The organism is Pontibacter sp. LHS2 (assembly GCF_058932845.1).
Genome location: NZ_JBZYWG010000001.1, coordinates 1,109,625 through 1,133,897 on the forward strand (window position 1 = coordinate 1,109,625; position 24,273 = coordinate 1,133,897).

The window sequence follows — 24,273 nt, forward strand, 5'->3', positions numbered from 1 at the left end:
TTACAGTTTACCGTGCTCGACTAAGACTACTTCGCGTTCGTGGCCACTCGTAACTTTAAACCCATCAACGCAACCAGCGCCATTTGCACAATTCTCGTAGTTCAGTCGGTCGGATACACGATGCACCAATCCAATTCCTTCAGCATATACTTCAAAGCGATCATCGAGTTTAGTACTGTTCGTTAACAACTTCTGAATTACGGTAGCTGTATTCGGGTAAGATTGCCCCCCTACTTCGTAACTCAGTCCTACATTTTCGTAGGTATACACTTCTTTTCTATCACGAATCTTATATGTTGAGCCATCAGTCACCTGACCAGTATTATACAAATCGCCCACGAACTCTAAGCCGTTCTTAACCGGAAATACAAGTTTAATGAAACGAGTATTATCCTTGGTAAGCACGACCATTTGTTCGTTCTTGACAACTGTCATCACCGAATCATCAAGCCATGCTGCTGCTGCATTTGGCCGAATAGACCGAACAATCTTATAAACAAGCTTTCCGGTCTGGTCATAAAAGCTGGTATCAACCCGTTCCCTTAGTTGATAGTTGAGTTTAGAAGGTGTTTCACTGAAATAAAGTGTCTCCTTCACGTCATAAATCCGATACTGCCCTTTTTCCAGTGGATAATAATCATAGCCCATCACCTGTGGGTCGGGGTCCTTATATTTATTTTCGCAGCCAGCCACGAAAGCGGCCAGCACAACCAGAAGCAAAAGGGCTCTTCTCATTATTGCAACACGTTCAGGTTATAGTCTGAGTTATAGTTTGACTCGATCCAGCCACCACCTACTACGTCGTTTCCTTCGTAGAAAACTGCAGCCTGACCAGGAGCAATCGCATGTACACCACTCAGGAAGTGTACTTTCATTTTGTCTCCTTCTTGCTCAATAATAGCTTCTGTCCCCGGGTCATTATACCTTACCTTTGTAATGGTTGGAATAGGCTGACCAATCAGGTTCTCATACTTCACCATGTTAAGCTTGCCTACGGTCATGGCATTTTTAGCCAGGTCCTCATAGTTACCCAATATTACACGGTTAGTCTCTTTCTCAATTCGGGTCACATAAGCCGGAAAACCAAGTGCTATACCCAGGCCTTTACGCTGACCGATGGTATAGAACGGGTAACCTTCGTGCTTGCCTACAATAGTGCCATCTTCCAGCACAAATTCACCACCGGCTACCTGCTCTTCCAGGCCTTCAACGCGGCGCTTCAGAAAGCCACGGTAGTCGTTGTCAGGTATAAAACAGATCTCATAAGACTCCGGCTTGTTTACCAGTTCCGTAAATCCACGGTCCATGGCCATCTGACGAATCTCTGTTTTACGCAGTTTACCCAAAGGAAACATCGTACGGCTCAGACTTTGCTGCGAAATGCCCCATAACGCATAAGACTGATCTTTATGCTCATCGAGCCCCTTCGAAATCACAAAACGGCCATTTTCTTCACGTATGTTGGCATAGTGCCCGGTCGCGATAAAATCGCAGCCTAACTGATCGGCGCGACGCAGCAAAGCATCCCATTTAATGTGTGTGTTACACAACACGCATGGGTTTGGCGTGCGGCCTGCTATGTATTCATCTGTGAAGTGGTTGATCACATAATCACCAAATTCTTCGCGTATGTCTATAATATAATGTGGGAAGCCAAGCTGAACCGCAATGTTTCGGGCGTCATTTATGGAGTCGAGGCTGCAGCAACCGGTTTCTTTCTTGCTGGCGCCGCTCGATGCATAATCCCATGTCTTCATGGTCATACCCACCACTTCATAGCCCTGCTCGTGCAACATCACAGCCGCCACGGAGCTATCAATGCCGCCGCTCATGGCTACCAATACCCTTCCTAACTTACTCATTTATCTTTAGAATTGTAATTCGAATTGCTATAATTTTACTACAAAGATAGTAACATCAAGGCACTAATAAAGATTCAGCGTGTCAAATATTGTAGCAACAACTATTTGAGAAGAGATGTCACATTAAAAAAAACATTAAAAAATATGGCATCGTACCCGATAAGGAACTTACTTTGGAATTCAATAAGATTAACTGAACCGATCCGGTTTTTAAAAGACAGATTGCTATGGGCTTACGTACCTCTGTAATAGTAAATGGTATTAACAATTTGAGCGATGCTCGTTATTGCGCCGGTATGGGCGTAGATATTATCAGCTTTAACCTGAAACTGGACGATAAGGAGCGCATGTCTTCTGATACGTTGAAAGAGATTGTAGGCTGGATATCTGGTGTAAAGCTGGCCGGAGAGTTTGAGCGCGCCAAGCCTGATATCATCAACCAATATGCAGACGACTTTGGCCTGGATTATATTCAACTTGACACTCCTTACCTGATTGACGAAATCGAAGAGATCAATCGTCCTGTAATTCAGAAGGTGTTTATCAATAAGGATACCGTTGAGAGTGAATTGCTGGAAATGATGGAGCTATACGGCCCATCCGTTGACAGCTTTCTGATCTATTCATCAGATTTCGAGAATATTGACGAAACTAACACCAAGTTTCTAAAAAACCTGGCGAAACGCTTCCAGATATACCTTGGTTTTGGAGTTCACCGCGATAACATCAACTCTGTATTGAAGGATATCAAACCAGCAGGTATAGGTCTGCGTGGTGGTCACGAGATCAAACCGGGTCTTAAAGATTTTGACGAACTGCAAGAGATCTTCGAAGAAATAGAAGAGAACTAGTCAGTTCAAATGTTGAGGAATCAGGGGGATGAACGCTTGGAAGAGACAGCTTAAATTGGGCTAGATCCCATAGAGACTGACTTGAACCAGCCTAGGTAATACTAACTATACCTTTTCTGTTACGAACTGAATTTGAAACTATTGTACTTACAAAACGGGCCGCTATACCTTCGTATAGCGGCTCGTTTTAATTTAATTAAAAGCTCTAATTAATATACGCTTATACCTTAAACTGCAGGTATTTAATAGTGATTCCTTCTGCCAGGTAGCGTTTTTCGTAAGTAGTATAGATTCCCATGGTGTGGTCTTGCAAATCAGACTTGTAAAGGTCATGCGTATACAAAACATCTTTAGCCTGCCGCTCCTGCAATACTTCCAATGTAAAATCAAAAAGCATCTGGTTATCGGTCTTCAAATGAAGGATCCCTCTAGGCTTTAGTATCTTTGCATATAGATCCAGGAAGCGTGGAGAAGTAAGGCGGCGCTTGATGTCGCGGTCCTTTGGTCGTGGATCCGGGAAAGTAACCCAAATCTCATCTACCTCTCCTTCAGCAAAGTTATCTTCCAGATTTTCAATAAAGGTGCGTAGGAAGGCAACATTATCAAGCTCCTCATCTTCGGCTAAAGAACTGCCTTTCCAGATACGGGCTCCCTTGATGTCAAGTCCAAGAAAGTTCCTCTCAGGGAACAGCTTGGCCATACCGACAGTATACTCGCCACGTCCGCATCCGATTTCAAGGATCAGTGGATTGTCATTGTCAAAAAACTCGTTCCGCCACTTTCCTTTCAACTGTCCATAAAGCTCATCTCCAGGCTCTACTACATTCTCTCGCTCCGCTATCGCGGCAAACTTTGCTAGTTTACTTCTTCCCATTATTTATAAATCATCAATCTCTGCAACCACAAAGGTACTACCTCCAATAAAAATAACCTCATCCGGTTTCGCATTTCCCTTCGCTGCAGCAATGGCTTCCCGCACACTTTCATAAGCTTCACCTTTCAGTCCGACCATATCCGCTTTTTCCTGCAACTCTGCCACAGGTAATGCACGTGGTATCTGTGCCTGACAGAAGTAATAGGTATAGCCCTTTGGCAGAAGCTTTAGAATTGTTGTCACATCTTTGTCGTTCACAGCACCAAAAACCATGTGCACATGGTGAGGGTGCAAGGCCTCTAACTGAATAAGTATTTGTTTAATACCATCCACATTATGACCTGTATCACAAATGGTTAAAGGATGATCACTTAATATATGCCAGCGACCTTTCAGACCAGTAATGGATTTGGTATGCGCTATACCTTGACGGATAGCATCATCTGAGATAATGTATCCTTGCTCTCGAAGTAGCAATAAAGATTGCAGCACGCCGGGCAGGTTAAACTGCTGATACACACCGGCCAAATCGGCCTGTAAAGCAGATAGCCACAATTTGTCGTCCAGGTATACGTCGTATACCTGTCCATCCAGATGCTGCTCAAGCACCTGTACTCGCACGCGATCGGTAGCAAAAAACAAAGGAGCCTGTTCTCTTGCAGCCTTCTGTTCAAATACCTGCACAATCTCCGCTTGTTTCGTGCTAATCACAGCAGGTGTACGGGGTTTGATAATACCAGCCTTCTCTCCTGCAATTTCGGCTAGCGTGTCGCCAAGCAGTGCCTGGTGATCAAAGCCAATGTTGGTGATTAGCGAAAGCTCCGGCTCGATGATGTTGGTAGAATCAAGTCTGCCTCCCAGACCAACCTCAATAACAGCTACATCCACCTGCTCATCAGCAAAATACTGAAATGCCAGCGCCACCGTCATTTCAAAGAAGGAAGGCTTTACCTTTTCAAACAGGTCTTTGTGCTGTTCTACAAAAGAGATGAGATAATCCTGAGGCAGTTCGGCGCCGTTCACTCGCACTCTTTCGGTAAATGACTTGAGATGAGGCGAGGTATAGAGCCCTGTCTTATAACCGGCACTTTGCAGCACAGCGGCTAGCATGTGGGAGCTGCTGCCTTTACCGTTGGTACCAGCCACATGTATTGTCTTAAACTTGTGCTGCGGCTGACCCAGTGCATCACACAACGCAATGATGTTGTCGAGGCTCTTCTTAAAAGCAGCATTGCCGATGCGTTGAAACATCGGCAATTGCTGGTATAGGTAATCAAGACACTCTTGATAAATCATGAATTCAATAGAAATTAGCGTGATCTGATCACAAAGGTAACGGTTCCAGTGGCTCCTGTTGTGCTTCGTCCTCCACCTGTGCGGCTGAAAGTAGTTTTCTGAAGTTGTTCGCGGTACCACTTCTCTACGTGAGGCGATACGGTACTCTCCAGTCGATCGATACCGATCAAGCTGCCGTCTGCGTCAATACGAATGCGGAACTTCACAAAACCAGTTTCATTCTCGTAAGGGTCACGCTTTGGAGAGATGTCGTAGCGCCATCCGGCCATATCCAGACCGTCACCGCCGCCACCGCCGCCAGGCGTACCGTCGTAGTTTTTGGCAGTCATCTGACCACGCGGGTCACCTTTGTCTCCTACTTTGTTCGCGTCATCGCCATTGTTGTTACCAGTAGCCTCGCTGGATGTACCTGCTTTACCAGTACCGGTGCTTTCGGTAGGCTTACCCGGGTATAGCGTACGTGGCTTCTCAGGTTCAGGCTTCTTCACCTCTTCCTTCGGCTGCTCTACCGGTTTCTTTACCTCCTCCACTTTAGGTTGTGGTTTTGGCTGTGGTTTTACTTCCTCTTTCACCGATACGGGCGATTCAACAGGGGCAGTTACCACCTTAGGTGTTTCAACAGGTGTAGGCGGTGTGGGAGTGGCTGCAGCAACAGGCTTAGGCTCAGGTAGCGGATCCGGCTGTGTTGGCGCTGGCTTGCTGTCCTGCACGTTCTTCGACTCGTTCGGAGTAGCCTTTGACTGTACGTCGCCGCTTCCCATGGCATCAGTGCCATAGTTTATCTCAATGCCGATCTCCTCGTCTGGATTGCCAGGGGCACCATTCCAGGCCAGCAGGAAAAAGAGCAGCAATAGAATAATGATGTGCAGGGTAATACTTATACCTGCCGCAATCTTCTTATTCTTTTCCTCTTCCTGTGATAATGCTATCTCCATGTGTAATTCAATGCTACTTTGTAGGCTCAGTGGCCAAAGTTACTTTCGCTTTCAGACTGGCAGCTATACCTGCCACCTTAGCCAGGTACTCCACCGGCACGGTCTTGTCAACGTTCAACACCACCACGCCTTCTTCTGTTCCCTGCAAAAGTGCTGCCAACTGTGACTCCAGCTGCGACTCGTCAATTTGCTTACCGTTCAGAAAATACTGTATGTCTTTCGTTATGGTAATGTTCACCTTCTCCATCACGATGTTAGACACCTTGCTGGAAGGCAAACTAACCGGTAGACCAGTAGGTGTCACAAAATTAGAGGTAAGCATGAAGAAAATAAGCAACAGGAAGATGATGTCCGTCATAGAGGACATGTTGAAATCGGGATTGATCCTGTTTTTAGAGCGTAAATTCATGCTTAAAGTTGTGGTTCTTGTAACAGATCAATGAATTCAATAGATGAGTACTCCATAGCGTGCACGATGTTATCGATCTTAGACACCAGGTAGTTATACCCTACGTAAGCTGGCAGACCAATCATTAGACCAGCAGCCGTTGTTACCATCGCCTGGTAGATACCAGCTGACAGCAACTGCGGACTTACAGAGCCCTCTGCCTGCGCAATCGCAATGAAGGCCTGGATCATACCAGTTACTGTACCCAGGAAGCCTAGCATTGGAGCAGCACCAGCAATGGTTGCCAGGGCAGCCAGGTTACGCTCCAAACGGCTGATCTCGATCTTACCAACGTTCTCGATGGAAGTCTCAATATTTTTGAGCGGGTTACCAATGCGGCTAACACCTTTACCCAGCATGCGTGATACGGGCGTATTGGTCTGAGCACACAGCATGCGGGCACCATTGATGTCACCAGCTAATACCATGCTTTTGATGCGATCACTAAAGCCATCAGGGTTTTTGGCAGCCTTCTTCAGCGTGAGATAACGCTCAAAAAAGATGTAAACGGCAGCCAGAGACAGCAGCAGCAGCGGGATCATGGCCCATCCACCTGCCATTGCCAAGTCCAGTAAGGAAACTGAGCTTTCTGCTGTTTCTGCTCCATCAGCCAACATAGAAGTCGTGTCAGCAGGAGTCGTTGTAATTTGTAAGAAGAGAGATGTCATGTTAATTATTAAAAACCCAAATATTTTCTCCGAATGATTGTCTGTAAGTGTTCATGGCTGCCTGTGCCTCCTCTGCCGTCGCAAAGTCGGCTACAGATACTTTAAAGAGCCTATTGCCTTTGCCAGGCTCTAGTACTTTGGCCTCATGGCCGGTTTCTGCAATTTCCTGACGGCTAAATTCTGCATTCAGCATGCGGGCATAACCGCCAGTAATAATATAAAAGCGTCCGTCCCTGCCGCTTACCGTTGTACTGGCCACAGCTGGCGCAGCAGCTTCTGCAGCAGTAGTTTCTTTCTCATTAACGAATTCACCTGCAGCATATTGAGTGCCCGCGTCAGAAGTAGTGGTAGAAGATTCGTCCCAAACATCTGCATCGCTCTCTATACCTGATCCCGCAGTATCACTTGCATCGGCTACAGCTGACTGCTCAACGATAGAACCGTTCTGCACAAGAGCTGCAGTTGAAGCCTGCTGCGCATCCCCTGCCTGCTTCTCTTCACTCAATAGTGAAATAGGATTTAGGCTGCTGAGGTTATAGTCCGTTTGAAGCGAGAGCATATACAAAGCTGTACCGACCAAACCGGTTAGGGCCAGTCCTGCCGCCACGTGGTAGGCGCGCTTCAGTCGGGCTTTGAAAGGCTTTTTGGCTGGTACTTGTTCTGCTGCCTGTCGCTCCTTTATCAAGGTGCGCAGTACGGCTGGCTCTTCAGGACGGATAGGCCTGGCAACGATTTCAGGCAACCCAAAACTCGCCTCCAACAGGTTATCACCTTCCGTATATTCAAATACCAGCTTCCGTTCATGGTTGTATTTGAACACACCGATATCGGTCAGCTCAAATCGCTGTTCGTTATCCAGGCGGGTCCGCACCGTATGTACAAAAGAGATAACCAATTGTCTGGCCTCTTCTTTTGAAATACTGTTGGCGTAAGCGATCGTACTGATGAGCAACCCATCGTTTAGAACCAGCTTTTCATTGAACGCAATCTTTTTGGACGGTGGCACCAGTGTATGCTTCACCGGATTGATCCGGGCAGGCACATACCTCGTGATCAACCCGCCAAAGTCAGGTATGATCACGCAGTCGTGATTGTAGAGCAGGTGCTTAATGTGCTTTTCTACCATAGGCACTTAGAATGAATAAGAGACGCCTCCTATCAGGTTTATACTTTTGTTCGGGTAATTTACAAACCTTTCGTACTTCTGCGCAAACAAATTATTTACCATCAGGAAAGTGGTGAATCTGTTGGAGAACTTGTAGTCCGCCTTCAGGTTCAGGTCCACGATGGTATCCGTTTCCCGCAGCGCAAATGTGCCGTCAGGACGGCTAATGCGCCCGAAAGAACTCCCAATATAGTAAAGTTCTGAATTAAAGAGAATCTTGTCATAGAAGTTGTAAGTGGCAAAAACGCTTGCCATCAACCCTGGACGGTGAAACGGCTGCTCTAAGGTGGCTGTGCTATATTTGTTATAATCAGCCTTTAATCCAATGCGCAGTTCATCTGAATAATTAAAGGTAGCCTCCCCATAAATATTCAAAACATTTGTCACGCCGTCATCATACACCAGGTCAAACTTAGTAGAGTCGCTTGCCGAGTTGTTGTAGAAGTACATGTTACGGAAGTTCTGGTAGGCCACACGACCTGTCAGGTGCACAAAGTTGGCAATATTAGCCTGCATACCGCCGTAAACCTCCAATCCTTTGTTCTGATCGGCTACTCTTACATTCGGCGCCAGGAAAGGATTCTCCTGGGTCAGCTGATATAAAGTAACTCTTTGCAGGTCACCGCCTATACCTGCATATATCAATAGGTTATCCTTGATAGGCTCCACTCCTACGCGTACTGTTGGGTATACATTAAACTTGCGGGCGTCATTCACGGTGTCACCTGTGTAAGCCACGTTGGCACCAATCGAAAGGCGAATGGCGTTTAACTGACGTTCATACTGCGGATGAAGCTTGAACAATGTACGGCTCACAGATGCAGAGTCCTTGTGAGAAACAAGTGAGAGGTCCGCGTCAACTTTAAAAGCTGACACCTCGTCCAATCCATACTCGGTATTCAACTTGGCTGCAATGTTGGTCTCCCGCATGTCGTAATGATCATTCAGGTAGTTTACATTCAAGCCTGCTCTGAACAACAGCGGCATGCCTGCACCGTGATTATGCATATATCCTTCGGCATTAACGCGGTTGAATACCTGACTGATGGTATCACGGTCCACGGTAGTTTCCTGCACGGGGCTATACCCATAAAAATGGTACTTGTCGCGTCCGTAGCCTAACTTACCACCCAATGTCAACCCTTGCAGGTAGCTTTCGCCGTTCACATTGATCGCTGAGTTAGTTACAGCAGAATTTTTGCCATCTACAGGTCCTCTGGCAGAGGTTATATGACTGACATCCGCTCCATAAGAAGCCACATTGCTGCGCTTGTTATGGAAGTAGCCCTTCAGGTATAGGGTGGCATAGTTGCCTATACCTGCCTTTACATAGTTGCCATAAAGCTTGGTCAGTTCGTCCTGCTTGATGGTGAGCACACGCATCTGCAAGTCCACATCCTGATCCTCGAGGCGGTAGTCATTGAAGCGGTAGCGCACATTGCGTTCGCCTGGCTCAGGGGTCACTACTGCGAATTTCTGGTAGTTGCGTGATGCCCGCGGCAGCTCTATCTTGCGATCCTTCTCTACCACTACTTCCGAATCCTGCAGTTTGGCACCTTCACCCCAGCCCGTTGTCTGTGCCTGGGCACTGTTCAGAAAGCTATAGCCAGCACACAGTACAATTGCTGCTATGGAAGCCTTTTTCAATCTATTCTTCATGTTGATGTTTCTCTTCAGCTTGATCTGATGCATTATCTTTTTCTTCCCTTCACTGAGTCAGCCGGAGCAGTGCTTGGTGCGCCACCCAGCTTAGCCAGCTTTTGCTTCGCTTCTGCCACAATCTCCGGAACTGGCGAGTGCTCAATAATGGAGTTAAGTGTTGAAGTTGCCTGGAAAGTTTCGTTCTGAGCCACATAGTTGTCCGCGATGATCAGGAAGGACTTGCCCAGCCAGAAATCATAATTGGAGAACTTGGTGTTGAAGTCAAATGCTACGTCAATCGATTCTGCATACTTCTTCTGCTTGTAAAGAATCTCTGCTACCAGGTATTGCGCCTCTGCTCCATTTTCATCCGTGGCAGATGCAGCAGCCTCCCGAAGTTCTTTCAGTGCCTGCTCCAGATTGCCTTCAGCATAGGTTGCTTTGCCTTTGTAGAGAAGGGCTGTATTGTAAACGTACAGCGCCGCATTGCCCTGGCTGATCAGTTCATTGGAGATGCGCTTCGAAGCGGCATAGTCTTTTGTGAGGAAGTGGCTCTTCATCAAACCTGTCAGTGCAGTTTGCTGCTCACGACGGTTGATCGCCGTATCACGCAGGCGGCTGTAATACTTGATAGCCTCTGCATAGTTTTTATTCTCAAACTCTGCATCAGCCACTTTCTGGATGGCACGGTTCACGTACTCGCTCTTGTTCTCATCCACAACAGCTTTCATGCGCTGCAAGCCCTGCTCTTTCTGGTTGGTGCGCAAATAAGAATCAGCCAGGAAATAACGGGCATCGCTCACGAAAGGACTATTCGGATAAGTCTTCAGGTAATTCTCCAGTTTAGCTGCTGCCTGGTCGTATTTTTCGTTGAAATAAAGCGTTTTAGAGGCTTCAAATTCAATACTTTCTAGAGCATTGCTCTCAGGGTTTGCGGTCTTGAATTTCTCAGCATACGTATCAAACTCACTGCTGCGGTTCTGACTGGCCAGCACTTCCTGCAGACTATAGAGTGAGCCACTGGCAGAACGGGAGCTCGGGAATTCGTCGAGTACACGCTTGTAATCTGCAGCGGCCTCGGCATTCCTGCCTAGGTTTGCATAGGCTATACCTCGTTTCTCCAGCGCATTTGGTACTAATCGGCTTTGTGGCTTGCCCTGAATCAAGGCCGTGAAACCTGAAACAGCAGATTGGTAGTTGCCGGATTCAAAATCGATGATAGCACGCTGGTACATAGCGGGCTCCGCGTAGCGCGACTTCTGATATTGGCTGTAAACGGTCTGTAGGTTCTGTTTAGCAGCTTCCTTGTTCCCCATCAAACTAAGCACAATTCCTTTCTGGAAGTACACGTAATCTTTATCAGGAGAATTGGAGTTTAGCACTTTGTCATAAAGTGCAAGTGCCGGTGCATATTGCTTGTTCACGTAATGCAAATCAGCCAGTCGCATCATGGCATCGAAGTGGTTCGGATCGCTTGTGCTGGTACCATCTACATAAGCTTTGAAGTGCGGCATGGCTTTGTCGTACTCCTTGTTATTATAGTATGCGTAGCCAATGCCGTAGCGTGACTTCATGTAATACTCTGATTTACGGGCTTCGCTGTTACGGAACACAGCAGCGTAGCTGTTCACGGCATCCACATAACGCTGCCCCATAGAGAAGGCTTCGCCTTTTACAAAATGGCTCGCCGCCGTGATCTCTTTATCGTAAGGATACTGCAGTGACTTGTCCAGCATCGAAACCGCTGTCGGGAATTTACCTTCATTGAAGAGGTTCACCCCATACAGGTGCGTCACGCGCTGGTAAGTTTCCAGCATGCGGTAGCTCTTGTTTGGCATGCTCTCAATGTGACGAATAGCCTCTGGGTAGTTGTTAGAGTTGAAGTAGGCTTCTGTCAACAGGTTGTCGACATCAGCAGCCAACTCAGACTTTGGAAATTCCTGGTTGAAATTCTGCAGCGAGTTAAACACATCACGGAAATTACCCAGCTCGTAGCTAACCTGTGCAAACTTTACAGTTGCGGCTTCTGTGATCGTTTTATCCTGATCATTTTTGCGGGCCTGGTCAAAAGCGGTAAGGGCATATTGCTTATTGTCCTCACGCAGATAACTCATACCTAAGTAATAGGCCGCATTTTGTCCGAGTGCGTCTTTCTTGCTGGCTACTTCTTTAAAATTGGCAATTGCATTCTTATAGTTGCCGTTCTTATAGTCGGTATAGGCAATTTTATACTGTATTACGGGCTCTAGTTTCCGCTTGCCCTGTGCATATTGGCTGAAGTACTTTTCAGCAGTTTTGTATTCGGCACGTTGGTAGTACGCGTCACCAACTAAAAGCGCGATTTCGTCTGCCTGCTGCACCTTAGGTGTTTTAGCCAATGCTGCCTCACCGTATCGGATCACTTCGAAGATATCATTTTCCTTATACAGGATTTCCGTGATCATATAAGGCACGATCTGCGCGTAAGCCTCGTTTTTTTCGGCTATGAGAAGGTCAGCCTTTGCTGCATCGTAGTCTCCTTCGCGGTATGCGATATAGCCGGCGTAGTAGTTAGAGGCATAGGCAAAACGATGCTCATCTTCTCTGAAGCCAGTTGTCTTGTTCTTGTCAAACCAAATCTTGGCGTTCTTGAAATCTTTGTTAGCGAAGTAAGAATATCCCAGTTTGAACTCCAGTTCCTTGGTCTGCTTGATACTCAGAAGATGCATAGGAGCGCTTTCGAGCTTCTCCACTGCCTTTTTGTAGTCTTTGTTCTCGAAGTAATATAGGCCCAGTTCATAATTTGCCAAAGCCGTCTTCGGGTGCGTCGGGAACTTGCGGGTGAAGTTGAGAATCAGCTGCTCAGCATCCGGATGCAACAGGTATAAGCCACTCAAGGCGTAATAGTACTGTGCGTCTGCCGTCTTGGCATCATCACCGATCAGATTAATGTACTTGCGGAAAGCCTCCTGCGCCGCGCCGTACTTGGCTCGGTCGAACAGCTCTACGCCTTCATGGTAATGCTTGTCTTTTGCGGTGAACACCTGTGTGTGCTGGGCCACCGCTATGTGGCTACCTCCAGCCAAAACCGATGCCAACGCTACTTTATAGGCTATCTTCATATGTATCTTACTGCTCGCTTACGAGCTATTCTTATGGCTTTATCTTAGAAAACAGGTATAGACACTCTACAGCGCCATGCCTTGCAGGCAAATTCAAAGTTAGTCAAAAATCGATAACCGCACGAACCATAGGTGATAAACATCGGGCTCTCAAAACCGGGCGAACACCTCACACCTCTATACAATGCCGCAGCAGTAGCAAATATTGTGCTGTTCGTATGAAATTGTGCTTACTGAAAGGCCAAAGTTCTAGGAACCGGATGCAATATCTTGAAAACCAGTTCCTTTAAAATTTCTGATTCTCCCATATCACCTCCGCATATGCCTTTCACCTGTAGGTCAGCTACCCGGATATGATGTATAATGTCCACCACTCGCATCAACGGAAACACCCGAAGTGCCTGCAAGTATTCCTTTACCAGGAAGCCCCGGTTACCCAGGCTCTTCCGGACACCCGACTCTGACTTGTCAGCAGACTGATGCAAGGTCAAAAGCTTGGTGAAAAACGTAAAGAGCAAACTCAGGTTAGGTATAAGCGGGTTATTTTTGGGATTCGCCTCAAAATAGAGGATAATCCGGTTGGCCTTGAGAGCATCCTGCGCGATAAGGGCTGACTGGAGTTCAAAGATATTGTACTCCTTGCTAATGCCCACATTCTCCTGCACCACCCGCTCATCAATCGACTGTCCTGGCTTCAGATTGATCAGTAGCTTGTCGATCTCATTGGCCTGACGTGACAGGTCTGCGCCGATGAATTCACTGAGCAGTAGCACTGCCTTAGGACTTATCTGCACCCCTTTGCTCTTCACATACCCGGTGATCCAGGCAGGTATTTGATTATCGTAAAGCTTTTTGGTGGTTAGCAGCACGGCGTGCTTCTGAATGGCCTTCCCCAAAGCTTTGCGACCATCCAGGGTCTTGTGCTTGTGGCAGAACACCAGAATGGTAGAGGGTAGCGGATTTTGGAGGTAAGCCTCCAACTGTTTCATGCCTTCTTCGCGCTCCAGATCCACAATACTTTGCGCCTCTTTCACAATCACGACCTGCCGCTCAGACATCATCGGGAATCGCTTGGCCTGTAGCAGTACCGTGGCCACATCCACATCCTTGCCGTATACTACCACCTGGTTAAAGCCCTTTTCGTGCTCCTGCAGGGCGTTCGCCTCGATAAAGTCTGCGATCTGGTCAATGTAAAAAGGCTCCTCTCCCTGCAAAAAATACACGGGGGCGAACTGCCTTTTCTTTAATTGCTCCATTATGCCCTCCGGGGTGTGCGACATGCTATTGCTCAGGTATAAATTGGTGGTTGATCATGTATACTGACATCAAATATACTGGTATCTGCCCAGCAAATAAAAGGTCAGAAGACCAAAAAAAGAATAAACTTCCAATATGTTCTGACCGTCCTGAATATTATCTAATTTTATAAAGTGAACACCTACCTGCTCTTTGTCGACACCGAAACCTCGGGCCTGCCTAAGGACTGGAGCAAGCCCTATTCGGCCCGAGACAACTGGCCCCACATTGTACAGGTGGCCTGGGAGGTCTATACCTGGCAGGGAGAGTTAGTGAAGACTGAAAACTTCTATATCAAGCCATCAGACTATGAAATGAGTTCCGTTTCAGAGCGTATACATGGTATCAGTGTAGCCTTTTTGGAGGAGAATGGAATTGGGCGCCACGAGGCTTTACACTGCCTGCAGCAGGATCTGCTTCAGTTCCAGCCGCTGGTTGTGGGGCATTTCATGCAACTTGATTACAAGATGCTGGGGTTTGGCTTTTACAGAGCTGGTCTGGATAATCCGCTGGAGCAATTACCTACCTTCTGCACCATGCTCGCCACAAACCATTTTGTGCGGGAAGCAAGACACCGGCAGATGCGCCTGGGTGAGCTGTATATGCGGCTTTTCGGAGAACCGCTGCAAAACGAACACGATGCACGCCATGATGCCCATGCAACGGCTCGCTGTTTCTTTGAGCTCTGGCAAAGAGGCGACATTGACGACCATACTATCCAATTACAGCAGATGCCTTCGCCTCCACAGCCGCTCCGACGAAAACCACGCAGCCATCGGCGCAGACTCATGTACTTCGTCGGATTCTTACTATTGATCATTCTCCTATACCTAATCGCCTTACTGCTGACATGAATCCAAAATATGAATTTCTAAAAACCGTCAGGCCTTTTGACGTGCTGCCTGATGAGGTGCTGCAAGGGGTGGCAGAACTGCTTCAGGAGGTACAGCATCCAAAAGAGAGCATTCTATACCTGCAGGATGTGTCGAAATTACGTGGAGTGGATTTGATCGTGCGGGGCGCATATGAAGTGTTTTTTTATGATAGCGAACAAAATAAACGGCTGGTAACAAACTACGCTAGTGGCACTTGCTATGGGGGTGCCTCTCTCCTGCTCAACCGGCGCCGTTCGTTTCGCACCGTTATTTCGCGCAAAGGCACAGTGGTCTATACCTTGCACCGCAAGGAGTTTTTAGCGCTGTGCCAGGCCTATGAAGCCTTCTTCCATTACTTCACAGCCGAATACGGTCGACGGATGCTGGATGAAGAGTACGCACATTTTATAAGGCCATCGCACATTCAGCCTGAAAACAACATAGCCGCTGACCAACTCTACTCCCGCAAGCTCGAAACCATAGAGCCGCGCACCATAGTAGCCTGCCCCGGTAGCACCTCTATTGCCGCGGCCGCTCAACTGATGATCAGCCAAAAAGTGAGCTGCCTATTTGTGCAGAACGAGCAAAACCAGATCAAGGGCTATATTACGGACCTCACCCTGCGCAACAACGTGGTGGCACGGCAGGTACCCTATACCCAGCCCGTGCAAGACATCATGGATCAGCCCATCATATCGATTGAATCCAAGGCTTATATTTATGAAGCGGTGCTGCTGATGTTTCAAACCCGCGCACGTTACCTACTGATTACAGATGACAGTGGCTATACAGGTTTTATTAGCCGGAATAAACTGCTGAGCAGTCTGGCTCAGTCCCCGTTCATGTTCATACAGTCGGTCAAACTAGCACGTAGCGTATCCGAACTAAAGCAGCGCTGGCAAAAAGTTCCGGAGCAGGTATACCAGCTGCTTAACCGAGGTGTCAAGTCCGAAATTGTGAACCAAGTCATTACGACAGTGGCCGACACAATAGCCATTAATGTAATTGAAGGCGTTATCGAAGAAATGGGGCCACCTCCCGCCAGGTTTGTATTTATGGTGCTGGGGAGCGAAGGCCGAAAAGAGCAAACGCTACGGACTGACCAGGACAATGCCATCATTTATGAAGACAAGGCCAATGAACAAAGGGAGATGGTACGGGCATATTTCCTGGCCTTTGCGTCCACTGTATCCGAACGGCTTGACCATATAGGTTTCAGTTTCTGTGAAGGAGGATTTATGGCCAAAAACTCAAAATGGACGCATTCCCTCTCCCACTGGAAGCGTAATTACAGCAATTGGCTGCAGGAATCTGCCCCGGAGGCGGTACTGAAAGTAGCCACCTTCTTTGATTGTCGCTTCTTGTATGGAGAACAAAGCATCATGGATAACCTGAAAGGCTTTCTGCATGAAGAACTGGAGCACCCTAGGTATAAGTTTTTGCATCACATGGCCCAAAATGCATTGCAGTATGAGCCGCCGCTTACTTTTTTCAACAACATCAAAACCTTCAGCAAAGGTAGCCAGCAGGTGTTTAACCTGAAAAAGACCATGACACCGATTGTGGATCTGGTCAGGGCCTATGCACTGCGCAACCGTATCTTCCTAACCAATACAGGGGAACGACTGGAGGCCCTTGCCAGCATGGGTATTTTTACCGAAAAGGAACGCCAGGAATTGCTACAAGCCTATTATTACCTGATGGGGATGCGCTTGAAAAAACAGTCTATCCAGATTATCGATGACCGCAAAGAACCTGACAATTTGCTTGACCCGAAGACACTTACCAAAATTGAACAGGTAACGCTGAAGGAAATCTTCAAGGTCATCAGTGATTTCCAGACCAAAATACGGGTCAACTTCATGGAAACACTTTACTAAAACAAATAAGACTTTAAGAAAAGAACATATGCAGAACAGCCTACGGATAGGTATAGCGGTACTACTTCTGACCTGGTTTGGAACCACTCTGACAGCCTTTGGCCAGAGTAACAATCCTGTGTATGTAGATAAACAAGGCGTGCTGCGCTGGCAGAAAAGCAAGGCCGAAGCCAACTTCTTTGGTGTGAATTATACTGTGCCCTTCGCTTATGGCTATCGTTCCCACAAAGCTTTAGGTATAGACATTGAAAAAGCTATAGATCAGGATGTTTATCACATGGCCCGGCTGGGTTTCAACGCCTTCCGAGTGCATGTCTGGGACACCGAAATCAGCGATTCGCTGGGCAATTTGCTGGAAAATGAACACTTGCGCTTATTTGACTATCTGATCTACAAACTAAAGGAGCGGAACATCAAGGTCCTGATCACCCCTATCGCCTTTTGGGGACCTGGCTACCCAGAGCCTGATTATAAAACCGGCGGCTTTTCGAGCGTTTACAACAAGCAGCAGGCCGTCACCGAAGATGCGGCTTTTCAGGCACAGGAGCGTTACTTAAAGCAGTTTTTTGAGCATGTTAATCCCTATACCAAGGTTTCTTACCAAAACGACCCGGATGTGATCGCGACGGAGGTAAACAACGAACCGCACCACACAGGTCCGAAAACACGCGCTACCGAATATGTTAACCGCATGGTGAAGGCCATCAGAGGCACAGGCTGGACCAAGCCGATCTTCTACAACATCAGTGAATCGCCGCGCTATGCCGACGCGGTAGCCAACGCCAATATTGATGGCGTCAGTTTTCAGTGGTACCCGACGGGACTGGTCGCAAACCGCACCCTGCAAGGCAACTACCTGCCCCACGTAGACAGGTATAGCATCCCCTTCGATACCATACTTGCTTTTGCTGGCAAAGCCCGCATGGTGTACGAGTTCGACGCGGGTGATATATCCTCTCCCACCATGTATCCCGCCATGGCTTGCAGTTTCAGGGAAGCCGGTTTTCAGTGTGCTACGCAGTTTGCTTACGACCCTATGGCGACAGCATACGCCAACACCGAATACCAGACCCATTACGTTAACCTCGCCTATACCCCCGAAAAAGCCATTAGTCTGCTTATCGCCTCCAAGGCTTTCCAGAAACTGCCCCGCTTAAAAAGTTTCGGTGCTTACCCTGCTGATAGCGTATTTGATGTGTTTCGTGTAAGCCACAAGCAGCAACTAAGCGAAATGAACACCTCTCAGGAGTTTTATTACGCCAATACAACCAGTACCAAACCTGTCAACTTAAACAAACTCGAGCGTCTGGCCGGTGTAGGAAGCTCATCAGTTGTGGGTTATGGTGGCCACGGTGCTTACTTTCTTGACAAACTTGAAAACGGAGTATGGCGACTTGAAGTGATGCCGGATGCTATACCTGTTAGTGATCCCTTTGCGAAAGCCTCGCCACAGAAAGAGGTTGTGCGGATACAATGGCGTGCTCATACCATACAGGTAAAACTTCCTGAATTGGGTGAAAACTTTACTGTTGAGGCTTTGAACGAAGGCAACAGGTATAGCACTAAAGCCAACCAAGGTAGTTTCACAATTCAGCCGGGTACCTACCTGCTCGTCAAAAGCGGCAAAATATTTAAACGCAGCCAAAGCAAGCTTCACAACTTACAGCTCAGTGAGTTTGTAGCCCCACAGCCGTATTCTGGTGAACCTACCCTTCATCATCAACCCAAACAGGAAGTAACAGCTAACAAATCCTTATCAATCAGCGCTGTAATTGCAGGTATAGCACCCAACGATAAGGTCACACTGCTGATGAACAATTTCTCTGGCGTTTGGAAAACAATTGAAATGCAAGAGAACAAAGCTTACACCTGGCAAGCTGATGTGCCAGCAGATATTCTGACCCCTGGTCTTAATCAGTACCGCATTCTGGTGCAGAAAGGACAGGATGACTATACTACTTTCCCTGGTGGCCATAAAGGCAACCCACATGCCTGGGACTATACTCAGCAGGATTATTGGCAAATGAGAGTGGCCGCTGAAAAAAGCGCGTTGGAGCTGTTCAATGCTGCGCAAGACCGAAATCTCACCGTATACCCCAACCTGTGGCGGAGCGAAGAGAGACAGTTGCTCACAACCGAAATACCAGGCCAGATGGCATTGAAACTCAGCCGTCCGGATCTGAAAGAAGGAGAACCTGTAATCGCCTGGCAACACTACATTGGTGATAAGCTGCATAACAGGCAAACTGCACTGTCTGATTTCAAAAAGATCGTTGTAAAAGCACGTACAGACAATAGTGCCCCTTTACAAATGAAAATCACCTTCATCACTAAAGATGCCGCTGCCTATTCTGCTTTTGTAAATATTAATCAGCAACTGCAAGAGATTGAAATCCCATTGAATTCGCTTAGACCAGACAGTTTTATCCTACTCCCAAGGCCATACCCGGGTTTCCACCCTTTCCGTTTCAAGTCCGCTTCAGCTGATAAGTTTGATTTAAGTCAGGTCGAAAAAATAGAGGTTTCCATTGGTGAAGGAATAACAGCAGCAGCTTATGGGCAACCCTATAGCTTCGAAGTGGCATCAGTCTGGCTCACGCGTTAAGGACTTACAGGCCGTTAATCTGCCAACTCTTTTATATATTTGCCCTGAACAGACGATTATTTAGGCTTACATGAATCTGATAGAAGAATTAAGATGGAGAGGCATGCTCCACGATTTCATGCCCGGTACAGAAGAACAATTAGCTTCAGGTATGACCACGGGTTATATTGGTTTTGACCCGACTGCATCTTCCCTGCACATCGGTAACCTGGCAACCATCATGCTGCTGGTTCACTTACAGCGTGCAGGCCATAAGCCTATCGCACTAGTAGGCGGTGCCACTGGTATGATCGGTGACCCATCAGGCAAGTCAGCTGAGCGAAATCTGCTGGATGAAGCTAGTCTTCAAAACAACCTGGCAGGTATACGCAAGCAGCTCGAGAAATTCCTGGATTTCAATAGCGGTGAAAACTCTGCCGAGATCGTGAACAACTACGACTGGTTCAAAGAGTTCAGCTTCCTGGGTTTCCTGCGTGAGGTGGGCAAGCACCTGACCGTAAATTATATGATGGCCAAAGACTCGGTAAAGAAGCGTATCAGTGCTGACGAGGAGGGCAACCGTGCCGAGGGTCTTTCTTTCACTGAGTTCTCTTACCAACTCATACAGGGCTACGACTTTTACCATCTGTACAAGAACAAGAACGTGCGTCTGCAAATGGGCGCATCTGATCAGTGGGGTAATATCACGACAGGAACAGAACTGATCCGACGCATTGACGACGGCAAGGCCTTCGCGCTGGTAGGTAAACTGGTAACCAAGTCGGATGGTACTAAATTTGGCAAGTCCGAGGGTGGCAACGTATGGCTCGACCCGGCTTTCACCTCTCCTTACAAGTTCTACCAATTCTGGCTTAACTTATCGGATGAAGAAGCCGAGAAGCTAATCAAGGTATACACTCTATTACCGCAAGAGGAAATTGAGCGCTTAACTGAAGAGCACAAACAAGCCCCTCATTTGCGTGTATTACAAAAAGCCTTGGCTAAAGATGTTACAATTCGTGTGCATTCCGAAGAAGATTACAAATCCGCTGTCGATGCATCTGAAATTTTATTTGGAAAAGGCGATTTAGAGACACTTAAAGGCCTAAAAGAGGATGTTTTGCTTTCTGTTTTCGAAGGCGTACCGCACATTGAAGTGAGCCGCGGAAGCTACGAAGCAGCTGCCACAGTAAGTGATTTGCTTTCTGATGTAACTGGCGGACAGATTTTCGAATCGAAGGGCGAAGCTAAGCGCATGATCAAAAATGGTGGCGTGAGCATCAACCGCCAGAAGATACAGGGAACAGAGGACGCTGTAAACTATGAACTATTACAGGCGAAATACCTGGTGGTGCAGAAAGGAAAGAAAAACTACTTCCTTGTTTCAGTTAACTAACTGAATAACAGCCAACTACAAACAAAAAAGGTGATCTTTTCAGATCACCTTTTTTGTTACTATTGCTTAAAGAGTTACTTATTTAGTCTCTGTCGCGCTGTTTTTCATGTCCTGAACTTCCTTACGGATGTCCTGAGCCATGTTTTTCAGGTCCTGCATGCCTTTACGTACACGAGTACCGGCAGCTGCGTTGTTCTTGTCATAGAATTTTTCGAAGTCAGCTTCCAACGACATTACTAGGTCCTTGAGTTTGCTAAAGTTGTTGTTCATTTGAGGTGTTTATTATAGTGAAACATTTGTTTTTACTGCTCCAATATACACATTAAATGATAACATGCAAAGATTAGCAAACTTTAATATATGCCTCTAAAGCAAATTAAACAGACACTGTTGACTTAGAGTATAGACCTTTATCTAGTTTTTGTGCAATCTTTTCGAATGCGTCGATTGTCTCTTTCACATCGTCCAGCGTATGCACAGCTGTCGGGATAAGACGCAGCATGATCACGTCTTTAGGTACAACCGGGTATACTACGATAGAGCAGAAAATGCTGTAATTTTCACGAAGATCAAGTGTCAACTGCGTTGCATCCGGAATTTGACCGTTCAGGAACACAGGTGTTACCGGTGATTCAGTTGTACCGATATTGAAGCCTTTATCACGAAGACCTTTCTGCAGGGCATCTACTACTTCCCACAGTTTATCTTTCAGCTCAGGCTTGGTACGGAGCAGTTCCAAACGCTTGATAGCACCCACTGTCAATGGCATAGGCAGTGACTTGGCAAAGATCTGAGAACGCATGTTGTAGCGCAGGTACTCTACCACTTGCTCGTCAGCGGCTACAAAGGCACCAATGCTGGCCATAGACTTTGCGAAAGTAGAGAAATACACGTCAATTCCATCCTGCACACCCAGGTGCTCACCAGTACCGGCACCAGTCTTGCCCATGGTACCGAAACCATGCGCATCGTCAACCAACAGTCTGAACTGGAACTTCTTCTTCAGTTCAACCACTTCCTTCAGCTTGCCCAGGTTACCAGACATACCAAACACACCTTCTGTGATCACCAGAATAGCGCCACCTGTGTTGTCTGCCCAACGTGTAGCACGCTCTAGCTGCTTTTCAAGGCTGGCCATGTCATTGTGACCGTAAACAAAGCGTTTGCCCTGGTGCAGGCGCACACCGTCGATGATACATGCGTGCGACTCAGCATCGTACACGATCACGTCATGACGATCTACCAGCGCATCGATGATCGATACAACGCCTTGATAGCCGAAGTTCAGCAACAGCGCGTCAGGCTTCTGCACAAACTCAGCCAGGTCAGACTCCAGTTTCTCGTGCAGGTTTGAGTTACCAGACATAATGCGGGCACCCATTGGGTAAGCCATACCCCATTCAGCAGCGGCGTCAGCGTCAGCTTTACGCACTTCCGGGTGGTTAGCCAGACCCAGGTAGTTGTTAAGGCTCCAGGTAAGTACTTCCTTGCCCCTGAACTTCATGCGCGGAGCGATCTCCCCTTCAAGCTTTGGAAACGTGAAATAGCCATGCGCATAATGTGAGTGGCTGCCTAACGGACCTCTGTTGGTCAACAACTTTTCAAATAAATCCACCTTGTGTTTAATTAAGTTTCGGGATAATTTAAGGTTCTGATATAGTTAGTTATACTATATGTTCAGTTCTGAGTATAATGCCTGCAAATTTATGATTTTATAGATTCATAAACAATTTCTAATACTCTTGCCGCCCCTTTTTCGACAGCTCATTTTTAAGTTTGCCTCTTATACCGTTTCTTTGAAGAAAATAAAGCTTAGCTACTGCATGAGAAAAATCAATAAGATACTCGTAGCCAACCGTGGTGAAATAGCCCTGCGTGTGATGCGCTCTGCCAAAGAAATGGGAATCAGTACCGTTGCCGTATACAGTGAGGCTGACCGCAATGCCCTGCATGTGCGCTACGCTGACGAAGCTGTGTGCGTAGGTGGTCCCAAGTCAAATGAATCATACCTGCGTGGGGATGTGATCATTGAAGTATGTAAACGACTACAGGTAGATGCGATCCATCCAGGCTACGGCTTTCTTTCTGAGAACGCAAATTTTGCCCGTCAGGTGCAGGAAGCCGGTTTGATCTTTATCGGCCCGTCTCCGGAAGCCATCGAACTGATGGGTAGCAAACTGGCCGCCAAAGCAGCTGTTGCCAAGTACAAGATACCAATGGTGCCGGGTACCGAAGAGGCTATTTCGGATGTGGAAGAAGCCAAAGAGATCGCCTCAAACGTTGGATTCCCCATCCTGATCAAAGCCAGTGCCGGTGGCGGTGGCAAGGGGATGCGCGTAGTAGAAAGCGTGGAAGTGTTTGAAGAACAAATGAAATTGGCTGTCAGCGAAGCGACTTCTGCTTTCGGTGATGGTTCTGTTTTTATAGAAAAATATATCGGTTCTCCTCGTCACATTGAGATACAAGTACTGGGCGACACCCATGGCAATATTGTTCATTTGTTTGAGCGTGAGTGTTCTATTCAACGCCGCCACCAGAAAGTGATCGAAGAAGCCCCTTCTGCTGTCCTTACACCTGAGCTCCGTGATGAAATGGGCCGATGCGCTGTGGATGTGGCCAAAGCCTGCGATTATGTGGGAGCTGGCACAGTGGAGTTTTTGGTAGATGAAAATCTGAACTTCTACTTCCTGGAAATGAACACCCGTCTGCAGGTAGAGCATCCGGTGACAGAACAGATAACGGGCCTGGACCTGGTAAAAGAGCAGATCCTGATTGCAGAAGGCAATCCGCTTAGCTTTCGCCAGGAAGACCTGACCATAAACGGCCATGCCTTGGAACTACGTGTTTACGCTGAAGACCCTGCCAATAACTTTTTGCCTGATATCGGTCGCTTAGAAACTTACGTTCGCCCACAGGGACTTGGTGTGCGTGTAGATGACGGGTTTGAGCAAGGGATGGACATTCCAATTTACTATGACCCGATGATCGCTAAATTGGTGACTTTCGGCAAAGATCGTCAGGAAGCGATTGAGAAAATGCTGCGAGCTATCGACGAATACAAAATCACAGGTATAGAGACCACCTTACCTTTTGGCACATTTGTCTTGCAGCACGAGGCATTTGTTTCTGGTAACTTCGATACCAAATTCATTGAGCGATACTTCACGCCTAGTGTACTGGACGCAAAGCCAAATAGCGACACGGAAGAAATTGCGGCTGTACTTGCAGCGATGCTGCTCGGAAACAACAAGCCTAAAGTGACCGCCGGCAGTACTGGCACACAAAATGGTACTGGTTCGAACTGGCGCAAGAACAGAGTAAAATAGGTATAGCCTGTTTTAAAATAGCAGAAAGGGCCGGTCAAATGACCGGCCCTTTCTGTGAGTATACTTAGTCCAAAA

The 24,273-nt window shown here is 47.2% G+C and carries 19 protein-coding genes; 6 read left to right on the top strand and 13 right to left on the bottom strand.

Annotation, left to right across the window (positions count from 1 at the left end; all coding sequences use genetic code 11):
* Complete coding sequence (locus AC5FX6_RS04820; protein WP_493595889.1) at positions 1-735, bottom strand: hypothetical protein; 735 nt, start codon at positions 733-735, stop codon at positions 1-3.
* Entirely contained in the window at positions 735-1,862 is a 1,128-nt protein-coding gene (gene mnmA / locus AC5FX6_RS04825) for a tRNA 2-thiouridine(34) synthase MnmA (protein WP_493595890.1), read from the bottom strand. The genes AC5FX6_RS04820 and mnmA overlap by 1 nt, the downstream gene beginning before the upstream one ends.
* Before the next feature lie 227 nt (positions 1,863-2,089).
* On the opposite strand from mnmA, the gene trpF reads away from it, so the two are divergent.
* Entirely contained in the window at positions 2,090-2,713 is a 624-nt protein-coding gene (gene trpF, locus AC5FX6_RS04830) for a phosphoribosylanthranilate isomerase (RefSeq protein ID WP_493595891.1), read from the top strand.
* Between the two features lie 220 nt (positions 2,714-2,933).
* On the opposite strand, the gene trmB is transcribed toward trpF, so the two are convergent.
* The 9 genes from trmB to holA all read right to left on the bottom strand — a co-directional run bounded on the left by trmB (position 2,934) and on the right by holA (position 14,121).
* Positions 2,934-3,587, bottom strand: a complete 654-nt coding sequence (gene trmB / locus AC5FX6_RS04835) for a tRNA (guanosine(46)-N7)-methyltransferase TrmB (RefSeq protein WP_493595892.1) — start codon at positions 3,585-3,587, stop codon at positions 2,934-2,936.
* 3 nt (positions 3,588-3,590) lie between these two features.
* Positions 3,591-4,883, bottom strand: a complete 1,293-nt coding sequence (locus tag AC5FX6_RS04840; RefSeq protein WP_493595893.1) for a bifunctional folylpolyglutamate synthase/dihydrofolate synthase — start codon at positions 4,881-4,883, stop codon at positions 3,591-3,593.
* 14 nt (positions 4,884-4,897) lie between these two features.
* On the bottom strand, positions 4,898-5,818 hold the full coding sequence (locus AC5FX6_RS04845) for a hypothetical protein (RefSeq protein WP_493595894.1): 921 nt from the start codon (positions 5,816-5,818) through the stop codon (positions 4,898-4,900).
* Between the two features lie 13 nt (positions 5,819-5,831).
* Positions 5,832-6,227 (bottom strand): ExbD/TolR family protein, encoded by a 396-nt coding sequence (locus AC5FX6_RS04850; protein ID WP_007656468.1) that lies wholly within the window; start codon positions 6,225-6,227, stop codon positions 5,832-5,834.
* Positions 6,228-6,229: 2 nt separating this feature from the next.
* Positions 6,230-6,883 carry a MotA/TolQ/ExbB proton channel family protein gene (locus tag AC5FX6_RS04855; RefSeq protein ID WP_493596645.1) on the bottom strand — a complete coding sequence of 218 codons (654 nt, stop codon included), beginning with the start codon at positions 6,881-6,883 and terminating at the stop codon, positions 6,230-6,232.
* A 52-nt stretch (positions 6,884-6,935) separates the two neighbouring features.
* Positions 6,936-8,060: an HU domain-containing protein gene (locus AC5FX6_RS04860; protein ID WP_493595895.1), complete on the bottom strand. Its 1,125-nt coding sequence runs from the start codon at positions 8,058-8,060 to the stop codon at positions 6,936-6,938.
* Positions 8,061-8,066: 6 nt separating this feature from the next.
* Positions 8,067-9,758: a TonB-dependent receptor gene (locus AC5FX6_RS04865; RefSeq protein WP_493595896.1), complete on the bottom strand. Its 1,692-nt coding sequence runs from the start codon at positions 9,756-9,758 to the stop codon at positions 8,067-8,069.
* Between the two features lie 32 nt (positions 9,759-9,790).
* The gene (locus AC5FX6_RS04870; protein ID WP_493595897.1) at positions 9,791-12,841 is read right to left on the bottom strand and encodes a tetratricopeptide repeat protein; all 3,051 of its coding nucleotides are present in this window, start codon (positions 12,839-12,841) and stop codon (positions 9,791-9,793) included.
* Between the two features lie 230 nt (positions 12,842-13,071).
* Positions 13,072-14,121, bottom strand: coding sequence for a DNA polymerase III subunit delta (holA, locus tag AC5FX6_RS04875; RefSeq protein ID WP_493595898.1), 1,050 nt, complete (start codon positions 14,119-14,121; stop codon positions 13,072-13,074).
* Between the two features lie 150 nt (positions 14,122-14,271).
* Between holA and AC5FX6_RS04880 the strand changes: the two genes are divergently transcribed.
* From AC5FX6_RS04880 to tyrS, 4 genes are all read left to right on the top strand, one after another.
* A complete protein-coding gene (locus tag AC5FX6_RS04880) occupies positions 14,272-14,991 on the top strand; it encodes a 3'-5' exonuclease (RefSeq protein WP_493595899.1) in 720 nt (239 codons plus the stop codon).
* On the top strand, positions 14,988-16,892 hold the full coding sequence (locus tag AC5FX6_RS04885) for a DUF294 nucleotidyltransferase-like domain-containing protein (RefSeq protein WP_493595900.1): 1,905 nt from the start codon (positions 14,988-14,990) through the stop codon (positions 16,890-16,892). The genes AC5FX6_RS04880 and AC5FX6_RS04885 overlap by 4 nt, the downstream gene beginning before the upstream one ends.
* 28 nt (positions 16,893-16,920) lie before the next feature.
* The gene (locus AC5FX6_RS04890) at positions 16,921-19,497 is read left to right on the top strand and encodes a cellulase family glycosylhydrolase (RefSeq protein ID WP_493595901.1); all 2,577 of its coding nucleotides are present in this window, start codon (positions 16,921-16,923) and stop codon (positions 19,495-19,497) included.
* A gap of 70 nt (positions 19,498-19,567) precedes the next feature.
* Positions 19,568-20,872, top strand: coding sequence for a tyrosine--tRNA ligase (tyrS, locus tag AC5FX6_RS04895; protein WP_493595902.1), 1,305 nt, complete (start codon positions 19,568-19,570; stop codon positions 20,870-20,872).
* A gap of 78 nt (positions 20,873-20,950) precedes the next feature.
* On the opposite strand, the gene AC5FX6_RS04900 is transcribed toward tyrS, so the two are convergent.
* On the bottom strand, positions 20,951-21,142 hold the full coding sequence (locus AC5FX6_RS04900; protein WP_299708567.1) for a BF3379 family histone-like protein: 192 nt from the start codon (positions 21,140-21,142) through the stop codon (positions 20,951-20,953).
* 106 nt (positions 21,143-21,248) lie between these two features.
* A complete protein-coding gene (locus tag AC5FX6_RS04905; protein ID WP_493595903.1) occupies positions 21,249-22,487 on the bottom strand; it encodes an aminotransferase class I/II-fold pyridoxal phosphate-dependent enzyme in 1,239 nt (412 codons plus the stop codon).
* Between the two features lie 208 nt (positions 22,488-22,695).
* On the opposite strand from AC5FX6_RS04905, the gene accC reads away from it, so the two are divergent.
* Positions 22,696-24,198, top strand: a complete 1,503-nt coding sequence (accC, locus tag AC5FX6_RS04910; RefSeq protein ID WP_493595904.1) for an acetyl-CoA carboxylase biotin carboxylase subunit — start codon at positions 22,696-22,698, stop codon at positions 24,196-24,198.
* The last annotated feature ends 75 nt before the right edge of the window (positions 24,199-24,273 follow it).

What these genes read in the sequence shown, in the direction of transcription:
- AC5FX6_RS04820 (WP_493595889.1), bottom strand. Translation starts at nt 735, where the DNA reads ATGAGAAGAGCCCTTTTGCTTCTGGTTGTGCTGGCCGCTTTCGTGGCT.
- mnmA (WP_493595890.1), bottom strand. Translation starts at nt 1,862, where the DNA reads ATGAGTAAGTTAGGAAGGGTATTGGTAGCCATGAGCGGCGGCATTGAT.
- trpF (WP_493595891.1), top strand. Translation starts at nt 2,090, where the DNA reads ATGGGCTTACGTACCTCTGTAATAGTAAATGGTATTAACAATTTGAGC.
- trmB (WP_493595892.1), bottom strand. Translation starts at nt 3,587, where the DNA reads ATGGGAAGAAGTAAACTAGCAAAGTTTGCCGCGATAGCGGAGCGAGAG.
- AC5FX6_RS04840 (WP_493595893.1), bottom strand. Translation starts at nt 4,883, where the DNA reads ATGATTTATCAAGAGTGTCTTGATTACCTATACCAGCAATTGCCGATG.
- AC5FX6_RS04845 (WP_493595894.1), bottom strand. Translation starts at nt 5,818, where the DNA reads ATGGAGATAGCATTATCACAGGAAGAGGAAAAGAATAAGAAGATTGCG.
- AC5FX6_RS04850 (WP_007656468.1), bottom strand. Translation starts at nt 6,227, where the DNA reads ATGAATTTACGCTCTAAAAACAGGATCAATCCCGATTTCAACATGTCC.
- AC5FX6_RS04855 (WP_493596645.1), bottom strand. Translation starts at nt 6,883, where the DNA reads ATGTTGGCTGATGGAGCAGAAACAGCAGAAAGCTCAGTTTCCTTACTG.
- AC5FX6_RS04860 (WP_493595895.1), bottom strand. Translation starts at nt 8,060, where the DNA reads ATGGTAGAAAAGCACATTAAGCACCTGCTCTACAATCACGACTGCGTG.
- AC5FX6_RS04865 (WP_493595896.1), bottom strand. Translation starts at nt 9,758, where the DNA reads ATGAAGAATAGATTGAAAAAGGCTTCCATAGCAGCAATTGTACTGTGT.
- AC5FX6_RS04870 (WP_493595897.1), bottom strand. Translation starts at nt 12,841, where the DNA reads ATGAAGATAGCCTATAAAGTAGCGTTGGCATCGGTTTTGGCTGGAGGT.
- holA (WP_493595898.1), bottom strand. Translation starts at nt 14,121, where the DNA reads ATGTCGCACACCCCGGAGGGCATAATGGAGCAATTAAAGAAAAGGCAG.
- AC5FX6_RS04885 (WP_493595900.1), top strand. Translation starts at nt 14,988, where the DNA reads ATGAATCCAAAATATGAATTTCTAAAAACCGTCAGGCCTTTTGACGTG.
- AC5FX6_RS04890 (WP_493595901.1), top strand. Translation starts at nt 16,921, where the DNA reads ATGCAGAACAGCCTACGGATAGGTATAGCGGTACTACTTCTGACCTGG.
- tyrS (WP_493595902.1), top strand. Translation starts at nt 19,568, where the DNA reads ATGAATCTGATAGAAGAATTAAGATGGAGAGGCATGCTCCACGATTTC.
- AC5FX6_RS04900 (WP_299708567.1), bottom strand. Translation starts at nt 21,142, where the DNA reads ATGAACAACAACTTTAGCAAACTCAAGGACCTAGTAATGTCGTTGGAA.
- accC (WP_493595904.1), top strand. Translation starts at nt 22,696, where the DNA reads ATGAGAAAAATCAATAAGATACTCGTAGCCAACCGTGGTGAAATAGCC.